21 protein-coding genes and 1 tRNA gene are annotated in these 21,983 nt (G+C 31.8%); 18 read left to right on the forward strand and 4 right to left on the reverse strand.

Annotated features, from left to right (window positions below):
- The 5 genes from BM053_RS03125 (at position 1) to rplS (ending at position 4,135) form a co-directional block, all read left to right on the forward strand.
- Positions 1-450, forward strand: a complete 450-nt coding sequence (locus BM053_RS03125) for a DUF1569 domain-containing protein (RefSeq protein ID WP_143076458.1) — start codon at positions 1-3, stop codon at positions 448-450.
- A gap of 147 nt (positions 451-597) precedes the next feature.
- Positions 598-1,275, forward strand: coding sequence for a tRNA (guanosine(37)-N1)-methyltransferase TrmD (gene trmD, locus BM053_RS03130; RefSeq protein ID WP_091473934.1), 678 nt, complete (start codon positions 598-600; stop codon positions 1,273-1,275).
- Positions 1,276-1,295: 20 nt separating this feature from the next.
- Complete coding sequence (locus tag BM053_RS03135) at positions 1,296-2,120, forward strand: AraC family transcriptional regulator (protein ID WP_091473936.1); 825 nt, start codon at positions 1,296-1,298, stop codon at positions 2,118-2,120.
- 75 nt (positions 2,121-2,195) lie between these two features.
- Positions 2,196-3,614 (forward strand): agmatine deiminase family protein, encoded by a 1,419-nt coding sequence (locus tag BM053_RS03140; RefSeq protein ID WP_167357279.1) that lies wholly within the window; start codon positions 2,196-2,198, stop codon positions 3,612-3,614.
- A 170-nt stretch (positions 3,615-3,784) separates the two neighbouring features.
- Positions 3,785-4,135 (forward strand): 50S ribosomal protein L19, encoded by a 351-nt coding sequence (gene rplS, locus BM053_RS03145; protein ID WP_091473938.1) that lies wholly within the window; start codon positions 3,785-3,787, stop codon positions 4,133-4,135.
- A gap of 82 nt (positions 4,136-4,217) precedes the next feature.
- Here rplS and BM053_RS03150 read toward each other — a convergent pair whose 3' ends face one another.
- Positions 4,218-4,709 (reverse strand): carboxypeptidase-like regulatory domain-containing protein, encoded by a 492-nt coding sequence (locus tag BM053_RS03150; protein WP_091473940.1) that lies wholly within the window; start codon positions 4,707-4,709, stop codon positions 4,218-4,220.
- 135 nt (positions 4,710-4,844) lie between these two features.
- Between BM053_RS03150 and BM053_RS03155 the strand changes: the two genes are divergently transcribed.
- The 10 genes from BM053_RS03155 to BM053_RS03200 all read left to right on the forward strand — a co-directional run bounded on the left by BM053_RS03155 (position 4,845) and on the right by BM053_RS03200 (position 14,477).
- The gene (locus BM053_RS03155; protein ID WP_091473942.1) at positions 4,845-6,071 is read left to right on the forward strand and encodes an isocitrate dehydrogenase (NADP(+)); all 1,227 of its coding nucleotides are present in this window, start codon (positions 4,845-4,847) and stop codon (positions 6,069-6,071) included.
- 139 nt (positions 6,072-6,210) lie between these two features.
- Positions 6,211-8,583, forward strand: a complete 2,373-nt coding sequence (locus tag BM053_RS03160; RefSeq protein WP_091473945.1) for a TonB-dependent receptor — start codon at positions 6,211-6,213, stop codon at positions 8,581-8,583.
- 4 nt (positions 8,584-8,587) lie between these two features.
- Positions 8,588-9,415 carry a DUF4249 family protein gene (locus BM053_RS03165; RefSeq protein ID WP_091473947.1) on the forward strand — a complete coding sequence of 276 codons (828 nt, stop codon included), beginning with the start codon at positions 8,588-8,590 and terminating at the stop codon, positions 9,413-9,415.
- Positions 9,416-9,505: 90 nt separating this feature from the next.
- The gene (locus tag BM053_RS03170; RefSeq protein WP_091473949.1) at positions 9,506-9,649 is read left to right on the forward strand and encodes an SsrA-binding protein; all 144 of its coding nucleotides are present in this window, start codon (positions 9,506-9,508) and stop codon (positions 9,647-9,649) included.
- 115 nt (positions 9,650-9,764) lie between these two features.
- Positions 9,765-9,838, forward strand: a tRNA-Arg gene (locus BM053_RS03175).
- 103 nt (positions 9,839-9,941) lie between these two features.
- Positions 9,942-12,323: a sensor histidine kinase gene (locus BM053_RS03180; protein ID WP_091473952.1), complete on the forward strand. Its 2,382-nt coding sequence runs from the start codon at positions 9,942-9,944 to the stop codon at positions 12,321-12,323.
- Positions 12,295-12,678 (forward strand): response regulator, encoded by a 384-nt coding sequence (locus BM053_RS03185; RefSeq protein WP_091473955.1) that lies wholly within the window; start codon positions 12,295-12,297, stop codon positions 12,676-12,678. Before BM053_RS03180 ends, BM053_RS03185 begins: the two co-directional genes overlap by 29 nt.
- A gap of 27 nt (positions 12,679-12,705) precedes the next feature.
- Entirely contained in the window at positions 12,706-13,278 is a 573-nt protein-coding gene (locus BM053_RS03190; RefSeq protein ID WP_091473957.1) for a pentapeptide repeat-containing protein, read from the forward strand.
- Positions 13,279-13,282: 4 nt separating this feature from the next.
- Positions 13,283-14,110, forward strand: a complete 828-nt coding sequence (gene ygiD / locus BM053_RS03195; protein WP_091473959.1) for a 4,5-DOPA-extradiol-dioxygenase — start codon at positions 13,283-13,285, stop codon at positions 14,108-14,110.
- 94 nt (positions 14,111-14,204) lie between these two features.
- Entirely contained in the window at positions 14,205-14,477 is a 273-nt protein-coding gene (locus tag BM053_RS03200) for a DUF4242 domain-containing protein (RefSeq protein WP_091473961.1), read from the forward strand.
- 61 nt (positions 14,478-14,538) lie between these two features.
- Here the strand turns inward: BM053_RS03200 and BM053_RS03205 are convergent, their stop codons facing one another.
- On the reverse strand, positions 14,539-17,172 hold the full coding sequence (locus tag BM053_RS03205; protein WP_167357280.1) for a valine--tRNA ligase: 2,634 nt from the start codon (positions 17,170-17,172) through the stop codon (positions 14,539-14,541).
- A gap of 304 nt (positions 17,173-17,476) precedes the next feature.
- On the opposite strand from BM053_RS03205, the gene BM053_RS03210 reads away from it, so the two are divergent.
- Entirely contained in the window at positions 17,477-17,911 is a 435-nt protein-coding gene (locus BM053_RS03210) for a DUF1573 domain-containing protein (protein ID WP_091473964.1), read from the forward strand.
- A 30-nt stretch (positions 17,912-17,941) separates the two neighbouring features.
- On the opposite strand, the gene BM053_RS03215 is transcribed toward BM053_RS03210, so the two are convergent.
- Positions 17,942-19,258, reverse strand: a complete 1,317-nt coding sequence (locus tag BM053_RS03215; RefSeq protein WP_091473966.1) for a retropepsin-like aspartic protease — start codon at positions 19,256-19,258, stop codon at positions 17,942-17,944.
- A gap of 127 nt (positions 19,259-19,385) precedes the next feature.
- Here BM053_RS03215 and BM053_RS03220 point away from each other — a divergent pair, with 127 nt between their 5' ends.
- Together BM053_RS03220 and BM053_RS03225 are read left to right on the forward strand one after the other, a co-directional pair.
- Positions 19,386-20,576 (forward strand): pyridoxal phosphate-dependent aminotransferase, encoded by a 1,191-nt coding sequence (locus BM053_RS03220; protein WP_091473968.1) that lies wholly within the window; start codon positions 19,386-19,388, stop codon positions 20,574-20,576.
- A 54-nt stretch (positions 20,577-20,630) separates the two neighbouring features.
- A complete protein-coding gene (locus BM053_RS03225) occupies positions 20,631-20,918 on the forward strand; it encodes a c-type cytochrome (protein WP_091473969.1) in 288 nt (95 codons plus the stop codon).
- A gap of 80 nt (positions 20,919-20,998) precedes the next feature.
- Here BM053_RS03225 and BM053_RS03230 read toward each other — a convergent pair whose 3' ends face one another.
- A complete protein-coding gene (locus BM053_RS03230; protein ID WP_091474736.1) occupies positions 20,999-21,976 on the reverse strand; it encodes a YitT family protein in 978 nt (325 codons plus the stop codon).
- Positions 21,977-21,983 lie beyond the last annotated feature (7 nt).

Genomic DNA, 21,983 nt, shown 5'->3' on the forward strand with positions numbered 1-21,983 from the left:
ATGCCAAGTATTTACAACACATTCGACAATCAAAACTTAATTGAAAGAATCGAAAAACTAACCGCAGATGCACAACCAAATTGGGGGAAAATGAGTGTCGACCAAATGTTGTCGCATTGTCAAGCTCCTATTGATGTTGCTTTTGGAGATTTGAAACTCAAATCTAATTTTCTTTTTTTGCTTTTAGGCAAAATGATTAAAGGTAAAATGCTAAAAGCCAAATATTTTGGAAAAAACAGTCCAACGGCTAAGGATTTTATCAGAACGGGACACTATGATTTTGAACAAACCAAAGCTGATTTAATTAAAAAAGTAAAAACTTTTGCTGCTGAAGGAACAAATTCCATCAAAGTGCACAAACATCCTTTTTTCGGAAATATGACTACCGAAGAATGGGATAATTTACAATGGAAACACTTAAATCACCATTTGTATCAATTTGGGGTTTAGCCCTGATGGAAGCGGCATCCTTTTTCTTGCTTCTTTAGCAAGGAAAAGATATAGCGGACAGCAGGAATAGCTCCTAAAAACATATAAGTTATTCCTAAAAACCTTTGTACCTTTGCCGTTTAGAACCTCAGAACCTTTTTTAAGAATATGCGAATAGATATTATTACCGTTTTGCCAGAATTATTGCGAAGTCCTTTTGAAGCCTCGATTATGAAACGCGCTATCGATAAAGGTTTGGTAGAAGTTCATTTTCATAATTTACGAGATTATACGACAAACAAACAAAAATCAGTTGATGATTATCCGTTTGGCGGCGGCGCAGGAATGGTGATGAATGTACAACCTATTGATGATTGTATCTCACATTTGAAATCCGAAAGAACTTACGACGAAGTAATTTATATGACGCCTGATGGGGAAACTTTGAACCAAAAAATGGCCAATACGATGTCGTTATTAGGTAATATTATTATTTTGTGTGGTCATTATAAAGGTGTCGATCAGCGTGTTCGTGATCATTTTATTACTAGAGAAATTTCGGTAGGAGATTATGTTTTATCAGGTGGCGAGTTAGGTGCTTTGGTTTTATGTGACGCTTTAATCCGATTAATTCCAGGTGTTTTAAGTGATGAAACTTCAGCTTTGACAGATAGTTTTCAGGATAATTTACTCTCTCCACCCATTTATACACGCCCAGCGGATTATAAAGGTTGGAAAGTTCCCGAAGTTTTAACTAGCGGACATTTTGCGAAAATTGACAAATGGCGTGAAGATATGGCATATGAACATACTAAAAATAGAAGACCCGATTTGTTGGAAGAGTAATATTCTGAAATCTAAAAAAAATGAGTGAGTTTTATTTGAAACGTATTTACGACACTCAAAATTATATTGAGAAAAATTATAACAAGTTAATTGCTGTAAGCGAACTTGAAGCTATTTCTTGTTATTCTTATAGAAACTTGCAACGCATTTTCTTTTCACTATTTAACGAAACAATTGGGAGTTATCAAACTCGATTGAAAGTCGAAAACGGCTATAAAATATTACTCTATTCGAAAAAACAAATCTCAGATATTGCTATTGAAGTTGGTTTTTCGGATTTACAATCTTTTTCTAAAACATTCAAAAAATATTTTGGCATTTCCCCGTCTTTGGCTAGAAATAACAAAGAATTGCTTTTTAGAGATAATAATTTCATTCAATCTATTGTTTATAACCTTGATCCAGAAATTGTTTTTATACCCAAAAAACTAGTTAATTACTCAAGTTGTAGAACGAATTATATAAACCCTGAAATAGAATCGCTTTGGGGTAATTTTCTTAAAAATAATTTTGATACTACAAACTCACAATATTTTGGTGTGATTTCCGACGATGTGATTATTACAAACAAAGCAAAATGCAATTATGACGCTTGTATTTTTACTAAAACTTTAAATACAAAATTGCCCATAAAGGAAATTTTTGGTGGTAAATATGCTAAATTTATTCATCATGGCAGTTACGATAGTATCGAAAAAACCTACGCTCAAATTTATGGTGGCTGGATATTAGATAATCAGTTAGAATTTTCTCATTTACCAATTATAGAAAATTATATAAAACACGATTCTAATACAAGTTCTGAATCAGATTTTATAACCGAAATATTAATTCCTATTTTATAAATTGTCCGTTTTGGACAACTTACCAATTTTATAAAAATATAGTTTTGTCTTGTCTAACTACATAAAAACAAAACAATGAAATTTACTTTTACAAAAATCCTATTGGTAATATTCCTTTTTTCTATGAATAATAGTAACGCTCAAACCTATACTTTTCCAGACGAATCCGAACCACACGAAGGAACTTGGTTGGCTTGGCCACATAGTTTCGAATACGGAAATGCTTATCGGAACGAGAATGATGCTACTTGGGTTGCTATGACAAACGCATTGCAAGCCAATGAAAAAGTGCATATTATTGCTTATAACACCACAGAGAGAACTAGAATAACAAACCTACTAACCGCAGCAAGTGTACCATTAACAAACGTAAACTTTATTATAAAAACCACAAACGATGTTTGGATGAGAGATACAGGAGCTGTTTTTGTGCGTAACTCGGCTGGTGTATTAGTTATGCAAGATTGGGGTTTTAATGGTTGGGGAGGCGATTATTCTTTCGACAAAGACAATACCGTTCCTACTGCCATGGGAACAGCGACAGGACTTACACCATTAAACTTAAATAGTATATTAACTATTGAAGGTGGTTCATGGGAGTTAGATGGTGCAGGAACTTTTTTAGCTACAAAATCGGCAATTACAGCACAAACTAATCCTACAACACCTACGGGAATTAAAGCCCTTAGAAATGTAGGAAAAACACAAGCACAAGTAGAAGCAATACTTACTCAATACATAGGAGCCACAAAATTTATCTGGTTAGATGGTTGGTTTAGTCAAGATGACATTACCGATGCTCATATTGATGGATTTGCAAAATTTGCTCCAGGAAATAAACTGGTTACTATGAGCCAAGCCGATTTGTTATATTGGGGAGCACCACAATCTGATATAGATAAATTATATGCCGCTTCAAACGTAAATAATGTGGTTTATACGAAAGTTATTATTCCGCTTACTGCAAATAATGTACAACCGACAAGTGGTGCAGCACTAACTTATAAAGGAAGTTACGCTAATTACTACGTGGCAAACAACCGTGTTTTAGTTCCAAATTATAACGACCCGAATGATGCTGTGGCTAATGCTATTATTGCAGGATTATATCCAGGAAGAACCGTTGTAGGTATCGACTGTAGGAACTTATATAAAAGCGGCGGAATGGTACATTGTGTTACACAACAACAACCAACTACGACATTAGGTACTGTAAATCATACATTAGAAAATTCAATCGATTTAGGAATATATCCAAATCCGACTAATGGAAATGCTTCTATTCGTTTTTCATTAACAGAAACTAAATCTATAAAAGTTGAAATTTATAATATCATTGGTACAAAAGTTATCGACATTAAAGAATCAAATTATAACTTTGGAGAGAGTACAATTCCTTTAAATTTAAATAGCTTAAGCAACGGTATTTATATCTGTAAAATTACTTCCGAAGGAAAGCAAATAGCTAGTCAAAAATTAGTTATTTCTAAATAAAATCAAACATTAATAAAGCAATTATGAAAAAAGAATATAGTTCTAGAAAAAAATCATAATTCATAATTCATAATTCATAATTATTTATTAATTTTGCACCCACTTAGACCAACCTCTGGCGAAATCCGTGAATGTTGCTCTGATTTAAAACCATAATTAAAAAAATTATCATGGCAGATTTAATGAAATTCGTTCAAGACGAATTTGTAACAAGAAAAGATTTCCCTGTATTCGGAGCTGGAGACACAATCACAGTTTACTACGAAATTAAAGAGGGTGAAAAAACAAGAACTCAGTTTTTTAAAGGAGTTGTTATTCAAAGAAGAGGTTCAGGTAATACTGAAACTTTTACAATCCGTAAAATGTCAGGTGCAGTTGGAGTAGAGCGTATCTTCCCAGTAAACTTGCCAGCTTTACAAAAAGTTGAAATCAACAAAAAAGGTGCAGTTCGTAGAGCTAGAATTTTCTACTTCAGAGAACTTACTGGTAAGAAAGCAAAAATTAGAGATAAAAGAAGATAGTCAAATATCTTTTTATATTATAAAAGCTCCAAAGAAATTTGGAGCTTTTTTTATTAAACAATTTACGAAATTTATATCTTTATTATTCTTTAATTTTTTTTGATACTTCCTTGTAAAGCCTTACAAAATCTATCCCGTTTTCAATACTTCCATCGTAAACATATCTGTTTTTTGGTGAAGATTGCGCGTCATCAAAATATTTACCATCAACAATTTTTTGAGAGTTAAATTGTGGTTTTGTATCCATAGTAATGACAACTTCTTCTAACTGCTCGATTTTTTGTACTAATGATATGGTAAAACCGATATTTCCAATATTTTTTTGATCTAAAAACACTTTTTTAGGTTCATAATTTTTAGAAATAAAAACAAGTACATCTTTTGGATTTCCTGTAATGCTAAAACGCCCTTCTTTGTTAGTAATTGTACTGTTCTTAGTACTTAAGTTAATGACTTCAATACCATTTATGGGCTTTTCATTATTTACAACTTTACCATAAACGAGCCTTCCAGTTTGTGAGAAAACAGTCTGAATTAGAAATAAGAAAAACACTATGAGGAGTTTACGTTTCATATTTCATTTGAATGAGTAGTAAAGTTAGTTAATTTTTTCTATAAAATTTCGGTATAAGCTTAAATTATTTTGTTAATTTTTATTTCTTATATTTGCTATCGGATTTTTAAATACAATAAACTAACATACATTATAATGGCAAAAATTAAAGTAGCCAATCCAGTTGTAGAATTGGATGGCGATGAAATGACAAGAATTATTTGGGCATTTATCAAAGACAAATTAATACTTCCTTATCTTGAATTAGATATAAAATATTACGATTTAGGAATAGAAAGCCGTGAAGCTACAAAGGATCAAATCACCATCGATTCGGCCGAAGCCATCAAAAAATACAATGTCGGTATCAAATGTGCCACCATTACGCCAGATGAAGAGAGAGTTAAAGAATTTAACCTTTCTAAAATGTGGAAATCTCCAAACGGAACTATTCGTAATATTGTTGGCGGAACCGTTTTTCGTGAGCCAATTATTATGAGCAATGTTCCTCGTTATGTACAAGGCTGGACAAAACCAATCGTAATTGGTCGTCACGCTTTTGGAGACCAATACAAAGCAACAGATACAGTTATTAAAGGAAAAGGAAAACTAACCATGACTTTTGTTCCAGAAAACGGAGGAGAAACTCAAAACTGGGAAGTATATAATTTTGAAGGAGACGGAGTTGCTATGTCTATGTATAATACGGACGAAAGTATTTACGGATTTGCACATTCATCATTCCAAATGGCATTAACAAAAAAATGGCCATTATATTTATCTACAAAAAACACAATATTAAAAGCTTACGACGGGCGTTTTAAAGACATTTTTGAAGAAGTGTACCAAAGTGATTATAAATCTAAATTTGAAGCACTAAAAATCACTTACGAACACAGATTAATCGATGACATGGTTGCTTCAGCAATGAAATGGAGTGGAGGATTTGTTTGGGCTTGTAAAAACTACGATGGAGACGTTCAGTCGGATACTGTAGCACAAGGATTTGGTTCATTAGGATTAATGACTTCTGTATTAGTAACTCCTGACGGAAAAACTGTCGAAGCAGAAGCAGCGCACGGAACAGTAACACGTCATTACCGTATGCACCAACAAGGAAAAGCAACGTCTACCAACCCAATCGCTTCTATTTTTGCTTGGACAAGAGGATTAGAGCACAGAGGGAAATTAGACAATAATCAACCCTTAATCGATTTCTGTTTAAAATTAGAGCAAGTTTGTGTAGAAACTGTAGAAAGCGGAAAAATGACTAAAGATTTAGCAACATTAGTGAAGCCAGAAGGTTTAACTGATGCTGATTATCTAACTACCGAAGATTTCTTAGCAGCAATCAAAGAAAATTTAGATAAGAAATTAGCTTAATCTCTTTTATAAATAATCTCCAAAAAGACAATCAGAAGTGATTGTCTTTTTTTTTAACCATAGATTAACAATTGATATGTAACAAAAATCGTATTAATTCGTCAAATTTGTAACTCTTGAAATTGAAAAAATAAAAGTTATGATTACAAAAAAAATAGCCACTCTATTCGTTTTTATATTCGTTTTTACAACAAGTTTTGCACAAGATAAATTTACAGTTTCAGGAATAATTTCTGATGCAAAAAATAATGAAACCCTTATTGGTGTAAACATTTCTTCAAAAAACACAAAAGCTTTTGCAGTCACAAACGAATACGGCTTTTATTCTCTCACTTTACCAAAAGGAGATTATGAAATCACCATTAGTTATGTAGGTTTTCAAACTATTGAAGAAACAATTTCGCTTACCGAAAACACAAAACGAAATTACAGTTTATCAGATTCTGGGCAACAATTAGAAGAAGTTGTTATTACCGAAAAAATAAAATCTAACATTCGCAAACCAGAAATGAGTGTCAATAAATTATCTATTGCAACCATTAAACAAATGCCTGTTGTTTTAGGAGAAGTTGATGTTCTAAAAGCTATTTTATTTCTTCCCGGAGTTACAAATGCTGGCGAAGGACAATCAGGTTTTAATGTTCGTGGTGGTGGTGCAGATCAAAATTTAATTCTATTAGACGAAGCAACCATTTTTAATTCTTCTCATGTTTTTGGCTTTTTTTCAGTTTTTAATCCTGATGCAATAAAAGATTTAAAATTATACAAAGGCGGAATACCAGCACGTTTTGGTGGTCGTGCCTCATCGGTTTTAGATATTTATCAGAAAGATGGAAACAGTAAAAATTTTCATGTAAATGGCGGAATTGGATTAATTTCTAGTCGCCTTCTTGCTGAAGGTCCAATTGTAAAAGATAAAGGTTCTTTTCTTGTAGGTGGTCGTGCTTCGTATGCGCATTTATTTCTGAAATTAACAGATAATAAAAATGTCGCTTACTTTTATGATTTAAATGCAAAATTAAATTACAAACTAAATAAGAATAACAGTTTATATGTTTCGGGTTATTTTGGACGTGATGTCTTTTCGTTAAATAAAACTTTTACAAATACTTACGGAAATTCGACTTTAAACTTACGCTGGAATCATTTATATTCGGATAAATTATTTTCAAATTTATCGCTGATTTATAGTGATTATTATTATGGACTAACATTAGATTTTGTAGGATTTAATTGGAATTCAGGAATTAAAAATTATAATCTTAAATATGATTTTAAATATTATTTGTCCGATAAAATAAAATTAAATTATGGTGCTAATGGTATTTATTACAACTTCAATCCTGGAACCATCGAACCGATAAATTCCGAATCAGGTATAAACTACAAACAATTAGAAAAAAAGTATGCTTTCGAGCCAGCATTGTATATAGATGCCGAACAAAAAATCACAGATAAGTTAGCGGTAAATTATGGTTTGCGTTATAGTATGTTTTATCGTCTGGGAAATTCAACAGTTAATCTTTATGAAAATAACCAACCCGTTTTTTATGATTCAGATTTAAAAATTTATGAAAAAGCAAAACCTATTGGGACTGAATATTTTGGAAAAAACAAAACCATTTCTAGTTTTAATAATCTCGAACCTCGTTTTTCTATAGCTTATGAATTAAATAATAATCAATCCGTAAAAGCAAGTTACAATCGAATGGTACAATATTTACAGCTCATTTCGAATACAGCTTCACCAACTCCTCTAGATGTTTGGACACCTAGTGACAATTATATAAAACCTCAAATTGCAGACCAAGTTGCAGTTGGTTATTTTAATAATTTTAGTGATGATAAATATTCTGTTGAAATTGAAAGTTTTTACAAAAAAATACAAAACAGAATGGATTATATAGATGGTGCGGATTTAATTGCAAATGAAGCCATCGAACAAGTAATTCTAAATGGTAGAATGCGTTCCTATGGTTTAGAATTTCTGATTCGAAAAAACACAGGAAAACTAAATGGTTGGATTGCTTATACAATTTCAAAATCACAACAACAAACTCCGGGAAGGACTCCAACTGAGGTTGGTGTAAATAATGGTGATTGGTATCGTTCTGCTTATGACAAACTACATAATCTTGCAGTTACAAGCACTTATAATTTGAATAAAAAATGGACTTTTGGAGCCAATTTTACGCTACAAACTGGTCAGCCAGTAACTTATCCTAACGGACAATATGTGTTTCAAGGAATAACTATTCCTAGTTACGGATTAAGAAACAAAAACAGCTTACCAACTTACCATCATTTAGATATCTCGGCGACTTATGTTCCCAAACCTGACAAAAAGAAAGGAAGACAAGGCGAATGGGTTTTTAGTGTTTACAACTTGTATGGTCGAAAAAATGCAGCTTCCATAAGTTTTCGTCAAAATGCTGATAATGGAAATAACGAAGCTATTAAGCTATCAATCTTCGGAATTGTTCCATCGGTTTCTTATAATTTTAAATTCTAGAAAAATGAAAAATCTAATCAAAAATTTAACCCTAATAACAATACTACTTTTCTTAACAAGTTGCGAAGATAATGTAGATATTGCTCTAGACACAGCACAGCCTAAACTTGTTATAGATGCAGTTATAAAATGGCAAAAAGGAACTTTAGGAAACGAACAAAAAATAAAGCTTACTACAACAACTGATTATTATACTAATACAATTCCAGTAGTTTCTGGTGCAACAGTTTATATTACAAACAGCACAAATACAGTTTTCAATTTTATAGAAACTCCAAATACTGGTGAGTACGTTTGTATGAGTTTCATCCCTGTTATAAATGAAAATTACACATTAACAGTAATAAATAATGGGCAAACATATAAAGCAACCGATAAATTATTAGCAACACCTGATATTGATAATATTAGCCAAATATCGGTTCCAGGCGTTGGAGGAACGGACTTAATTCAAGTGAAATTTTTCTATCAAGATAATGGGCTAGAAAATAATTTTTATTTAATAGGTTTCAAAAACAATACGAAAGCATTTACGGAATTTGGTGTCATCAGAGACCGTTTTTTTCAAGGAAATCAAATGTTTGGTTTCTATACAGATGATAAATTAAAAACAGGAGATCAACTAGATATTTATCTACAAGGTATATCCGAACGTTATAATAATTACATGGAAAAACTACTTAATATTGCTGCTACCGATGGTGGAAACCCGTTTGCAACACCACCAGCAAGCTTAAGAGGAAATATTATAAACCAAACAAATGAAGAAAATTTCCCATTGGGGTATTTTAGTTTAGGAGAGATTGATACTGATATTTATATTGTACAGTAGTAATTTAGTTTTTATTTTAAAAACCGAAAAAAAATATTTTTCTTATTATTAAAATACAACAGCAGTCTTTTTTATCTTTGAAAAAAAAACATGTATAAAATAATAGCTCAAATAAACAAAATTCTCTTACCGAGTTTTACCAAACAACGATTAGATTTAGCCAAAGCTAAAAAATGGCAAATGGCAATCATTGGTTGGAGATATTACGTAACTACCAAAGCGCTAGGTAATTAATTTGTAGTTAAAAATTTAATTGTTTATTTTTAATTTCTTATTTGCATTTTAATCAAATATAGCTATATTTGCACCCGCATTAAGCAAGATAATTCTTGTGTTTTGTAAAACAAAAGGCCTCGTGGCGCAACTGAATAGCGCACTTGATTACGGCTCAAGAGGTTACTGGTTTGAATCCAGTCGAGGTCACAAAAAGCCCACCAATTGGTGGGCTTTTTTATTTTAATCTCTTTTTAAACCAACTCTCTAGTTGTCTGATTTTTAGCTATATTTGTAGACTAAAAACATTTTTGTGAGTATCGAAAAGAAAATAGCGGCTCTAATCAGTTGGTTCTTATCACGTCCTAAGACTTCAGGTCTTATTGTTTTTATATGCCTTTTTTCTTTCTTTAGCATCATTTTCTTTTTTAAATACCAAGCTTTAAAACAAAATGAGCAACACGAAATGGAAAGTATTTTAGCTGTTGTTAAAAAAAATATTGAGCAAAACTTAAAAAGCAATTATGCAGCAACCATTACTTTAGCGTTATCTATTGACGATAACGGGAATCCTAAAGATTTTGAACAAGTTGCCAAACAAATTATTAGCAGTAACAATTATATAGATGCTGTACAATTAGTTCCCAACGGGGTTATAAAATATACATATCCATTAAAGGGTAATGAATCAGCAACAAATTTTGATATACTTCACAGTCCTTTACATCGGCAAGCTGCTTTAAGAGCTATTAAAACAAAATCAATTTATTTTTCAGGTCCTGTAGAGCTAAAACAAGGAGGTTTAGGCGTTGTTGGTCGTTTGCCTATATTTAAAAAAGGTGAATTTTGGGGGTTTTCTGCCGTAATAGTTAAATTTAAAACCCTTATAAAATCAACTGGAATCGAGTCTTTTAAAAGTAATAAATACTATTTCCAACTTTCAAAAATAAACCCAATAACAAATACTGAAGAGTTTTTTCTTGAAAACAAATCTCCAATATCCCACAAAACGTTTAAAAAAGTAGAAATTCCAGAGGGAGATTGGGTTCTCTATATCATTTCTAAAGAACAAAATTATTTATTAGTTTTTTTTCCGGTTATTATAATTGCTTTTTTATTGAGTTTGCTTTGTGGATTTTTTGCTACAACCTTGCTTAAAAAACCTTCGGAGTTACAACAATTAGTTAATCTGCAAACAAAAAAAATAATTCAAAGTGAATTTTTATTCAAATCCATTTTTGAACATGCTGGTTTAGGAATTGTACATACCAATTCTATCGATGGTACTTTTATCGATGCAAATGATAAATTCTGCGAGCTTATTGGTTATAGCCAAGAGGAAATAAAGAAAATGAATTTCATGATGATTACACATCCCGAGGATTTAGATGAAGATTTAATGAATATGCAAAAACTGAGAAGTGGCGAAATTAGCCAGTACTCTATGGAAAAAAGATATTTTCACAAAAACGGAAAAACAATTTGGATAAACATAACGATTTCTTCATTATGGGAAAAAGATGAAAGACCAAACAATCATATTGCCATTATTGAAGATATTTCAGGCAGAAAAGAATCTGAAAGGCAAATATTAGAGTCACAACAAAAAATTAAAGATTTAGTTGATAGTATTGATGGTATAGTTTGGGAAGGGAATTCGAAAGAACCAGGAATTACTTATATTAGTAAAAAATCGGAGGAAATTTTAGGATATACTCCTGAAGAATGGATTGCAGATGACTATTTTTGGAGAAAAATAATTCATCCCGAAGATAGGGATTGGGTTATTGAACACAGTACTAAACATGCACATGAAAAAAAACCATTTGATCACGAATATCGCATGATTGCTAAAAATGGTAGTATTGTTTGGGTTCGTGATATTGTAAGTATTTATCATGAAAGTGAAAATATAATTAAATTTAGAGGAATTTTAATTGACATCACAAAGTCCAAGCAATTTGAAATAGATTTGAATAATTCACTGAAATTAGTCACTGAACAAAACAAAAGATTATTAAATTTTTCGCATATTGTTTCGCATAATTTACGAGCTCACACCAGCAACATTCAATCCTTGATTAGTCTAATCGAAATGAGTGAAGACCAAGAAGAACAAAATGAATTATTAGTTTTATTAAAATCGGTTTCCGAAACATTAAACCAAACCATGAACAACCTAAACGAAGTTGTTTCTATACAAACGGATATAAATCCTATTATTGAAAAATTAAATCTAAATAAATACGTTAATAAAACAATAGAAGTTTTACGAAATCAAATTATTAAAAACGAAGTAGTTATAATAAATACAATTCCAAATGACGTAACAGTAAGCTTTAACCCAGCTTATCTAGAAAGTGTTTTACTCAATTTTATATCAAATGCTATTCGATATAAACATCCTGATCGAAAGCCCGAAATTGAGCTTAAAACATATACAGAAGACAATTATCAAATACTTGAAATCAAAGACAATGGTATAGGAATAGATTTAAAGAAAAACGGGAAAAAATTATTTGGTTTATATAAAACATTTACTAATAACCCAGAATCAAGAGGAATTGGGCTTTTTATTACAAAAAATCAAATTGACACTTTGAAAGGCAAAATAGAAGTAGAAAGTAAAATAAACATAGGTACAACTTTTAAAACATATTTTAATAATGCTCCAAAAGAGAATTTGCATCATTGATGATGATCCGATATACAAATTAATTACTAAAAAGTTGATTCAAAAAACCAAACTTTATAGTGAAACCATAGAATTCAATAACGGAAATGAGGCCATAATTTATTTTGAAGCCACTTCCGATTTACCTGATATTCTCCTTCTTGACATAGAAATGCCCGAAATGGATGGTTGGGAATTTCTTGATGAATTTTGTAAATTAGAGAAAAGAATTAATAAAGAAAGTACAGTTTATATCGCCAGTTCTTCTATTGCAATCGAAGATAAATTGAAAGCCAAAGAATACAAATGTGTTAAAGAGTTTTTGAGCAAACCAATCAATTTAGACAAATTGCAAAAAATAGCTGAACAAAATTAAACGATATTTGCCTTCAAATTAAAAACAATGAGTACCGATTATATTTACGACAAAGAATACAACAAGATTATATTTTCTCAATACGAAATCGCACAAAAAGAATACGAGAATTGTATTTTTAATCATTGTGACTTAACAGCTTGTAACTTTACAGGAGTACATTTTGTAGATTGTACTTTCAATTTTTGTAATTTTGCAGCAGCAAAAATTGGACATGTAGGTTTGCGAAATGTTATGTTTAACGATTGTGATTTTACATCGGTAAATTTTGCGATGACAGAACAAATTATTTACGAATTCAATTTCAAAAATTGCAAATTAGATTATGTTCAGTTTTATGATTTGAAACTACGAGGAATGTCATTTACAGATTGTAGTATGGTCGCTGTCGATTTTATGCAATCGGATCTTACCGAAGCGTTATTCGATAATTGTAACTTACATTTAGCCGTTTTTAGCGATGCAATTGCCAATAAAACCGATTTTTATTCCAGTTATTTCTTTTCTATCGATCCTGAAAAAACGAAATTAAAAAAAGCCGTTTTTTCACAAGAAAACATAAAAGGTTTGTTAGATAAATATGAGATTGTGATTAAATAAATTTATGAATTTAAACGATTTACATACTGTTTCTAGTCAGTTTTCATTAACCGAAAAAATGCCAGTTTTATTTTTAGGCCATGGGAATCCTATGAATGCTATCGAAGAAAATCAGTTTGTTAGTGGTTTTAGAAACATTGCCAAAACATTACCCAAACCCAACGCTATTTTGTGTGTTTCGGCACATTGGTTTACTAATGGTACAAAAGTTACTGCGATGGAATTTCCACAAACCATTCATGATTTTGGTGGTTTTCCAGAGGAATTATTCGCTGTGCAATATCCTGCAAAAGGAAGTCCAGAATTAGCAAAAGAAACCCAACAATTACTAAGTCCAACTCTTGTCGAATTAGACGAGAAATGGGGTTTAGATCATGGTGCGTGGAGTGTTATTAAGCATTTATATCCAGAAGCTAATATTCCTGTTATTCAGTTAAGCATCGATTATACAAAACCCACGAATTATCATTTTGAATTGGCTCAGAAATTGCAGTCGTTACGTCACAGAGGAATTCTGATTATTGGTAGCGGAAATATTATTCACAATTTGCGATTGGTCGATTTTAATAATTTTAATAAAGTTGATTATGGCTTCGATTGGGCTATTGAAGCACATGAAAGTATCAACAATTGGCTTCTCGATGGCAATTACCAACCTATCATTGATTACGATAAACAAAGCAAAGCGATTCAACTCGCAATCCCAACTCCAGACCATTACTTGCCTTTAATTTATTCATTAGGATTACAAGATAAAACCGATAACCTTACGTTGTTTAATGACAATTTATTAGCTGGATCATTGAGTATGACATCAGTAAAAATTGAATAAATAAAGTATTATTTTTTTGATACCATTTTAAATAGTTTTTGTAAATTTATAGTTGATTACCAACGCTTTACAATATTAATTAAAAAATAGTATCATGCCAAAATATGTTATTGAAAGAGAAATTCCCGGTGCGGGTGATTTAAACAGCGAACAATTAAAAGGGATTGCACAAACCTCTTGTAATGTTTTGAATAGTATGGGGCCAGAAATTCAGTGGGAACACAGTTATGTTACGGGCAATAAAATTTATTGTGTGTACAATGCTACTAACGAAGAAATGGTGCGAGAGCATGCCCAAAAAGGCGGATTTCCAGCTAATTCTGTGAATGAAGTCTTCAATATTATTAATCCAGCTACGGCAGAATAATTTTAAAATAAAAAAAATCCCATTCAATTAAGAATGGGATTTTTTTTATTGTGAATTCATTTTACTTCAATCCGGCCAAACTTTGCTCAATTGTAGCAATTTTTGACAAAGCATCGGCTTCTTTTTTGCGTTCCATTTCTAATACTTTTTCTGGAGCACCAGCAACGAATTTCTCGTTAGATAGTTTTCCTTGTACCGATTTTAAGAAACCTTTCGTATAATTTAACTCTTCCGTTAATTTTAATATTTCAGCTTCTAAATCGATATTTCCTGTAATTGGAATAAAATATTCGTTCGATTTTACTCGGTACGATAAAGCACCATCGACCTTTTCAGAAACATATTCTAATGAAGTGATATTCCCTAATTTAGTTACCACCGAATCAAAATAAGTAGAAGCTTTATCATTGTTTACAATTCTAAGTTCAATCGTATCTTTAAACGGAATATTTTTGTCTTTTCTGATGGTTCTAATACCAGAAATTACTTCGATTGTATTATCAAAATCAGAAATTAAACTTTCGTTAAAAGATTTCATTTCTGGCCAAGTCGAAACTATTAATGCTTCTTCTGGTGTTCTTTCTGCAATGGTTTGCCAAATTTCTTCTGTTAAGAATGGCATAAACGGATGCAATAATTTCAAATTATTTTCTAGCATTTCAATCGCTTTTGCGAAAGTTACGCTGTCAATAGGTTGTTGGTATGCTGGTTTTATCATTTCTAGAAACCAAGAACAAAAATCGTCCCAAACCAATTTGTAAATCGCCATTAATGCATCGGAAATTCTGTATTTTTCGAAATCATCTTCAATAGCCAATAAAGTTTGTTGCAATTTAGCTTCATACCATTCTATCGCCACTTTACTTGATTCTGGTTGTGGAATAGTTTCAGAAACTTCCCAGCCTTTTATTAGTTTGAAAGCATTCCAGATTTTGTTTGTAAATCCTTTTCCTTGATTGCACAATTCCTCATCGAACATGATATCGTTTCCTGCCGAAGCACTCAAAAGCAATCCTACACGAACTCCATCGGCACCAAATTTTTTGATTAATTCTAACGGTTCTGGTGAGTTTCCTAGTGATTTAGACATCTTACGACGTTGACTGTCACGAACCAATCCTGTAAAATACACATTAGTAAACGGTTTTTCGCCTGTATATTCGTAACCTGCAATAATCATTCTGGCAACCCAGAAAAATAAAATATCTGGACCGGTAACTAAATCATTCGTTGGATAATAATATTTGAAATCTTCGTTTTCAGGATCCATAATTCCTCCAAAAACAGCCATTGGCCATAACCATGAAGAAAACCAAGTATCTAAAGCGTCAGCATCTTGACGTAAGTCAGAAGCTTGAAGATTTGAGTTTGAAGTTCTTTGTTGTGCCAATTTAACAGCGTCATCTATATTTTCGGCAACTACGAAATCTTCTTTTCCGTCACCGTAGAAATAAGCAGGAATTTGTTGTCCCCACCATAATTGACGAGAAATATTCCAATCGCGAATATTTTCTAACCAATGGCGATAAGTATTGTTAAAACGGGAAGGATATAATTTTACTTCTTCAGTTTCTAAAACGGCTTTGATGGCTGGTTTTACTAAATCTTCCATACGTAAAAACCATTGGTCAGACAAACGAGGTTCGATAACCGCTTTTGTTCTTTCAGATGTTCCTACGTTATTGATGTGTGTTTCTATTTTAGAAATTGCTCCTAAAGTTTCTAATTCTTTCGATATTTCTTCACGAACTACAAAACGATCTTTTCCTTGATAATGTAATCCAAAACTATTTAAAGAAGCATCTTCGTTGAAAATATCAATAATTTCTAAGTTATGTTTTTCTCCTAATGTTTTGTCATTCATATCGTGAGCTGGCGTCACTTTTAGGCAACCAGTTCCGAATTCTAAATCGACATATTCGTCTTCAATAATAGGAATTATTCTTCCAGAAATTGGAATAATAGCGCTTTTACCTTTTAGATTTGTATGACGTTCGTCGTTTGGATTAATACAAATGGCAGTATCTCCAAAAATCGTTTCAGGACGTGTTGTAGCAACGGTTAAGTAATCTTCACTTCCTTCGATTCTGTATTTAATATAGTATAATTTCCCTTGACGTTCTTCGAAAATTACTTCTTCGTCAGATAGTGTTGTTTTTGCTTCAGGATCCCAGTTTACCATACGGTTACCACGATATATTTGTCCTTTGTTATATAAATCTACAAAGGAACGAATTACAGAAGCTGACATGTCAGGATCCATAGTAAACTTGGTTCTGTCCCAATCACATGAGCAACCTAGTTGTTTGAGTTGTTCAAGGATTGTTCCTCCATATTTGTCGGTCCATTCCCATGCGTGTTTTAGGAATTCTTCACGAGTTAAATCGTTTTTGTTGATTCCTTCCGCTTTTAGTTTAGCCACAACTTTTGCTTCTGTAGCGATAGAAGCATGGTCTGTTCCAGGAACCCAACAAGCATTGAATCCTTTTAGTCTGGCACGACGAATGAGTACATCTTGTAACGTATTGTTTAGCATGTGTCCCATATGGAGAACTCCTGTCACGTTTGGTGGAGGAATTACTATGGTATATGGCGTACGATGGTCTGGTTTAGAATGAAAATAATTATTTTTCATCCAATAGTCGTACCATTTTTGTTCGGTTTCTTTGGCGTTGAATTGTGCTGGAATTGTCATACTTGTTGATTCGGTTATTCGTTTATCTGGTTAATCGGTTGTTTAGAACGACTAACTTGTGTTTAGCCCTGATGGAAGAGGAAATCCTTGTTTCGTTTTTTAACGAGACAAGATTGCAACGTACAGCAGGAATAATGTTGGTTAAAAAAGTGAATGTTCTGCTCCTGAAAAAAGAAAAAGAACTTTGGTACACTTTTTGTAATTATATGCAAAAGTAGGTAAACTGATTAAATATAAAAAGAGTGTTAAAACATTTGTATGTTTACCGAAACAAATCTATTTTTACTAATAAATTGAAATTGAAATGAAAAAATTTTTTACTCTTATAGCAATTGCTGCTTTTGGTTTTGCATCTCAGGCACAAAGCGGTGCTAAAATTGAGTTTTCGGCCAAGGATAATACTATTGATTATGGTACTGTGTCTAAAAATAGTGATAGTGGGCTTAGAACTTTTGAGTTTACAAATACTGGTAACGAGCCACTAATTATTAAAGATGTGAAATCGTCTTGTGGCTGTACGGTTCCTACAAAACCTACTGAGCCAATTTTGCCAGGAAAAACAGGAAAAATTGATGTAAAATATAACATGAATCCTGGTCCTATTAGAAAAACTATTACTGTAGAATCGAACGCGATAAACTATGAAGGGGGTATGGTTCCGCTGAAAATAAAAGGAACGGTAATTGTTCCAGAAGAAGTAAATATGATGGAAAAGAAAAAATCGTTACCTAGTAATTAAAAAAAAAGCCTCGATAATTCGAGGCTTTTTTTATAGTATTTTTTTGAGTTGAAATTTGAGTTTTAGAATTACTCCTTTTCTTTCTACTTCCATAGTAATGATTCTTCCTTCCTCGGATTGTAGTAGTTCTGTTATGTCTTTTAGTTTGTATTTGAAAGCCCAATTTCCGTTTATTTTTCCAATAATATCTCCTTTTCTAATTCCGGCTATTGCTCCTGGAGAATCTTCACGAACATTTGTAACTTCATAGATTGGTTTTAGTAAAAAATTATATTTAACGCTTTTTTCTTGCTGATCTATTACCGACATTTCGGAGTTTACAAATTTAGTTTTTAGTTCTAATTCTTCTTTTATCCATTGCAATCCGTTGTGCTGAATTTCGATTCCGCTCATATTATAATTGAATGCTTCATCAAAATTTGAATTTTTTTTGAGATACATTTTTTTGTTTTGGTAATCAAAAAGTACATCAAATCTTTTTAGTATTTCGCCTCCAATAGAACCATTTCTACCTTCGACCATGTTTGCATTTTGTATCGATAATGAATCTGGAAAAGAAATTGTAGGATAAAGGATTTCCTGTTTACCAATTTGAAGTTTTTCAATTCGTGACCGTTTGCCATATATACTTCCGCTAAAGCCGTGACCTAAAAAATCATTGAAATAAATTTGTGGAGATTGAATGTTTTTTTTGTTTTCAAATAACCACATGGCATCACTTCCGCCAGAGTCTACAAGTAATTTCGTTTTTACTTCTTTATCATTTAAGCTTGTAAAGGTTTCTATATATGGTTTTTGCAGTTCTAAAGAAATGGAAATTTCATCGTATTGTTTTAATTTATTGATAGAAAAATCTTGATTATTTTTATAAATGTTTAATCTTTTTCTACTGTAGTTTATTTCTATAAAATGATTTTTAAAAAATTCATAGCCAATAATACCATGCACTGGAATTCCTAATTGCGAAGAAAAATTAATTTCCTGATCTAAAACTATATATATTTCATGATTATTATCTTCAAAATCGTTTAGTGAAATTTTATTTTTTTTAGAATGCAAGGCATCAATGGTAGTTCCGCTACCCAAACCACGAATTTTTATTTTTTCGATATGATTAAATTGTAGTGAATCTGCGTCGTCTAAACTAAAAAGAATTGTGTTTTCGACACCTGTATCTAATAAAAAATTGAGATTTACTCCATTTACTTGTACCGGAATAATGATTAAATTATTAATTAATTGAAACGGAACTTTTATCTTTTTTTTGTTGGTTGTAAATTGAAATCCTTCCTGAGAAAAAGATAATACCGTAAAAAATATAAATAAAAGCAAATATAATTTCTTCATTGGGGATTGATGTTTCTATAAAGTTACTAATAATTTTGTAAGAAAAAACAGAATTAACAATTTTGAAACACTTTTGAGGGAAATATTTAATAAAAAATCGCAAATTTGCATCTCAAAATATATCATCATGCCAAAAATATCAAACAAAGGACATCAAATGCCAGAATCTCCAATAAGAAAACTGGTTCCTTATTCGGAAATTGCTAAGAAAAACGGCAATAAAGTATATCATTTAAATATAGGTCAACCTGATATTAAAACTCCAGAGGTAGCTCTAAATGCAGTAAAAAATGCAGATATTAAAATATTAGAATACAGTCATTCTGCGGGTTTTGATAGTTACAGAACAAAATTAGCCTTAAGCTATCAAAAAATTGGATTACCAATAAATAAAGAAGATATTATCATTACAACTGGTGGGTCTGAAGCGTTATTATTTGCTATGGGAAGCACTATTGATGCTGGTGAAGAAATTATTATTCCAGAACCTTTTTATGCAAATTACAACGGATTTGCAACTGCATCAGGTGTAAAAGTGGTCCCTGTAATTTCGACGATAGACACGGGTTTTGCATTACCTCCAATTTCTGATTTTGAAAAATTAATTACACCGAAAACTAAAGCCATTCTTATATGTAATCCTGGAAATCCTACAGGTTACTTATATTCTGAAGAAGAAATTCAGCAATTAGCTGCTTTAGTTAAAAAGCATGATTTATTTTTGATTGCCGACGAAGTTTACCGTGAGTTTACTTACGACGGATATAAGCATTATTCTATCATGGATATTGCAGGAATCGAAGAAAATGCCATTATGATCGATTCTGTATCAAAACGTTACAGCATGTGTGGTGCTCGTATTGGTTGTATTGTTTCTAAAAATACTGAAGTTATGTCAACCGCGATGAAATTTGCGCAAGCACGTTTAAGTCCGCCAACATACGAACAAATTGCCAGCGAAGCCGCTCTAGATACACCACAAAGTTATTTTGACGAAGTAATTACCGAATACAAAGAACGCCGCGATACACTTATTGCCGAACTAAATAAAATTCCAGGTGTAAAAGTAGCTACACCAAAAGGAGCATTTTATTGTATCGCACAGCTTCCTGTAACCGATGCCGATCATTTTGCGCAATGGCTTCTAGAAAGTTACGATTATAACAAAGAAACTGTTATGGTTGCTCCAGCTGCAGGATTTTATTCCTCACCAAATGTTGGAAAAAATGAAGTTAGAATCGCTTATGTACTCAAAAAAGAAGATTTAATTAAGTCGGTTCAAATTCTTGGTGAAGCTTTGAAAGTGTATAAAAACTAGTTGATTTAAAACTGTTATTTTTTTATATATTTACAATTCAAAAAAATAAAAACTATGAAAACAAGAATTATTGCAGTGGCCATTTTAGGAATATTCATATATTCTTGTTCGCCAAAAGTTGTTGCACCAGTTACTGAAGCTCCAAAAGTAGAACTTACACCAGAATTAGCTGCTGGAAGAACACTTTATGAAAACAATTGTGCAAAATGTCATAAATTATTTGAAGTAACTAAACATACAAAAGAAGATTGGAAACCAGTTTTGGTTCGTATGCAAAAGAAAGCAAAGCTTGATGATGCACAAATGGCCGAAATTTCTAATTATATATTCTCTCAGTTGTAATATCCGCTGATTTATAAAAACAAAAAATCGTAAATTAAATATATTTTAATTTGCGATTTTTTTTTAATTTCATTTGAATGTTAGTGTTCTAATGGACGTTTTTTAATCATACCACCTTTAGTGTCTTTTACGCTATTCATCACTACAAAAGCTGTTGGTTCAATTTTCTCGATCTCGGTATTTAGTTTATTAAGTTCGAGTCTGGTAATAACAGTATATATAATTTCTACATCTTTGGTTTCTCCACGTTTTCCGTAACCTTTTTTTCCGCTGTAAACAGTTACGCCACGCCCCATTTTGTGTATAATCATTTGTCGGATATCTTCACTATGTGACGAAACAATGGTAACGCCAATATATTCTTCGATACCTTCTACGATAAAATCTAATGTTTTAGAAGCCGCTAAATAGGTTATCATCGAATATAGAGCAATTTCTACACCTAAAAAATAGGCTGCTGCTGCAAAAATAAATACATTAATAACTATTATGATGTCACCAATTGTTGTACCAAATTTACGACTTAAGTAAATAGCCAATACTTCGGTTCCATCAATAACTGCACCGCCACGAATGGCAAAACCAATGCCGGCTCCAAGGAAAAAACCACCAAAAATAGCTACTAATAAATTGTCGTTTGTAACATTAGGAAAAGTAACAGTTGCTAACACTATTGATAGTCCTGTTATAGCGATAGCAGTTTTGATGGCAAATACTTTTCCTAAGATGTTGTAAGCAAGCAGAATAAAAGGAATATTCACACAAATAATAAGTATATAAAGGGGTGTTTTTGTTAATGCCGAAATAAGCAAGGAAATCCCTGTTGCACCACCATCGATAAAGTGATTGGTGAGCAAAAAGCCTTTAAATCCAAATGAGGCCGAGAAAATTCCAATAGTAATTAGAATAAAGTCTTTGAAAAGACGCCTAATATTAATTAAAAATTCTCTATAACCTTTAGCAAGCACAAAGTTTGAATACTCGTTATTGTCTACAGATTTTTTATTCTTATATTTAAGAATAGTTTGAATAATAATTTGTTTCCAAAATGAATTCATATTTCTT

The organism is Flavobacterium swingsii, from assembly GCF_900111965.1.
Classification (GTDB): domain Bacteria; phylum Bacteroidota; class Bacteroidia; order Flavobacteriales; family Flavobacteriaceae; genus Flavobacterium; species Flavobacterium swingsii.

Bases quoted from the DNA above. Each gene is read 5' to 3' on its own strand.
- BM053_RS03125 (WP_143076458.1), top strand. From the start codon at position 1: ATGCCAAGTATTTACAACACATTCGACAATCAAAACTTAATTGAAAGA.
- trmD (WP_091473934.1), top strand. From the start codon at position 598: ATGCGAATAGATATTATTACCGTTTTGCCAGAATTATTGCGAAGTCCT.
- BM053_RS03135 (WP_091473936.1), top strand. From the start codon at position 1,296: ATGAGTGAGTTTTATTTGAAACGTATTTACGACACTCAAAATTATATT.
- BM053_RS03140 (WP_167357279.1), top strand. From the start codon at position 2,196: ATGAAATTTACTTTTACAAAAATCCTATTGGTAATATTCCTTTTTTCT.
- rplS (WP_091473938.1), top strand. From the start codon at position 3,785: ATGGCAGATTTAATGAAATTCGTTCAAGACGAATTTGTAACAAGAAAA.
- BM053_RS03150 (WP_091473940.1), bottom strand. From the start codon at position 4,709: ATGAAACGTAAACTCCTCATAGTGTTTTTCTTATTTCTAATTCAGACT.
- BM053_RS03155 (WP_091473942.1), top strand. From the start codon at position 4,845: ATGGCAAAAATTAAAGTAGCCAATCCAGTTGTAGAATTGGATGGCGAT.
- BM053_RS03160 (WP_091473945.1), top strand. From the start codon at position 6,211: ATGATTACAAAAAAAATAGCCACTCTATTCGTTTTTATATTCGTTTTT.
- BM053_RS03165 (WP_091473947.1), top strand. From the start codon at position 8,588: ATGAAAAATCTAATCAAAAATTTAACCCTAATAACAATACTACTTTTC.
- BM053_RS03170 (WP_091473949.1), top strand. From the start codon at position 9,506: ATGTATAAAATAATAGCTCAAATAAACAAAATTCTCTTACCGAGTTTT.
- BM053_RS03185 (WP_091473955.1), top strand. From the start codon at position 12,295: ATGCTCCAAAAGAGAATTTGCATCATTGATGATGATCCGATATACAAA.
- BM053_RS03190 (WP_091473957.1), top strand. From the start codon at position 12,706: ATGAGTACCGATTATATTTACGACAAAGAATACAACAAGATTATATTT.
- ygiD (WP_091473959.1), top strand. From the start codon at position 13,283: ATGAATTTAAACGATTTACATACTGTTTCTAGTCAGTTTTCATTAACC.
- BM053_RS03200 (WP_091473961.1), top strand. From the start codon at position 14,205: ATGCCAAAATATGTTATTGAAAGAGAAATTCCCGGTGCGGGTGATTTA.
- BM053_RS03205 (WP_167357280.1), bottom strand. From the start codon at position 17,172: ATGACAATTCCAGCACAATTCAACGCCAAAGAAACCGAACAAAAATGG.
- BM053_RS03210 (WP_091473964.1), top strand. From the start codon at position 17,477: ATGAAAAAATTTTTTACTCTTATAGCAATTGCTGCTTTTGGTTTTGCA.
- BM053_RS03215 (WP_091473966.1), bottom strand. From the start codon at position 19,258: ATGAAGAAATTATATTTGCTTTTATTTATATTTTTTACGGTATTATCT.
- BM053_RS03220 (WP_091473968.1), top strand. From the start codon at position 19,386: ATGCCAAAAATATCAAACAAAGGACATCAAATGCCAGAATCTCCAATA.
- BM053_RS03225 (WP_091473969.1), top strand. From the start codon at position 20,631: ATGAAAACAAGAATTATTGCAGTGGCCATTTTAGGAATATTCATATAT.
- BM053_RS03230 (WP_091474736.1), bottom strand. From the start codon at position 21,976: ATGAATTCATTTTGGAAACAAATTATTATTCAAACTATTCTTAAATAT.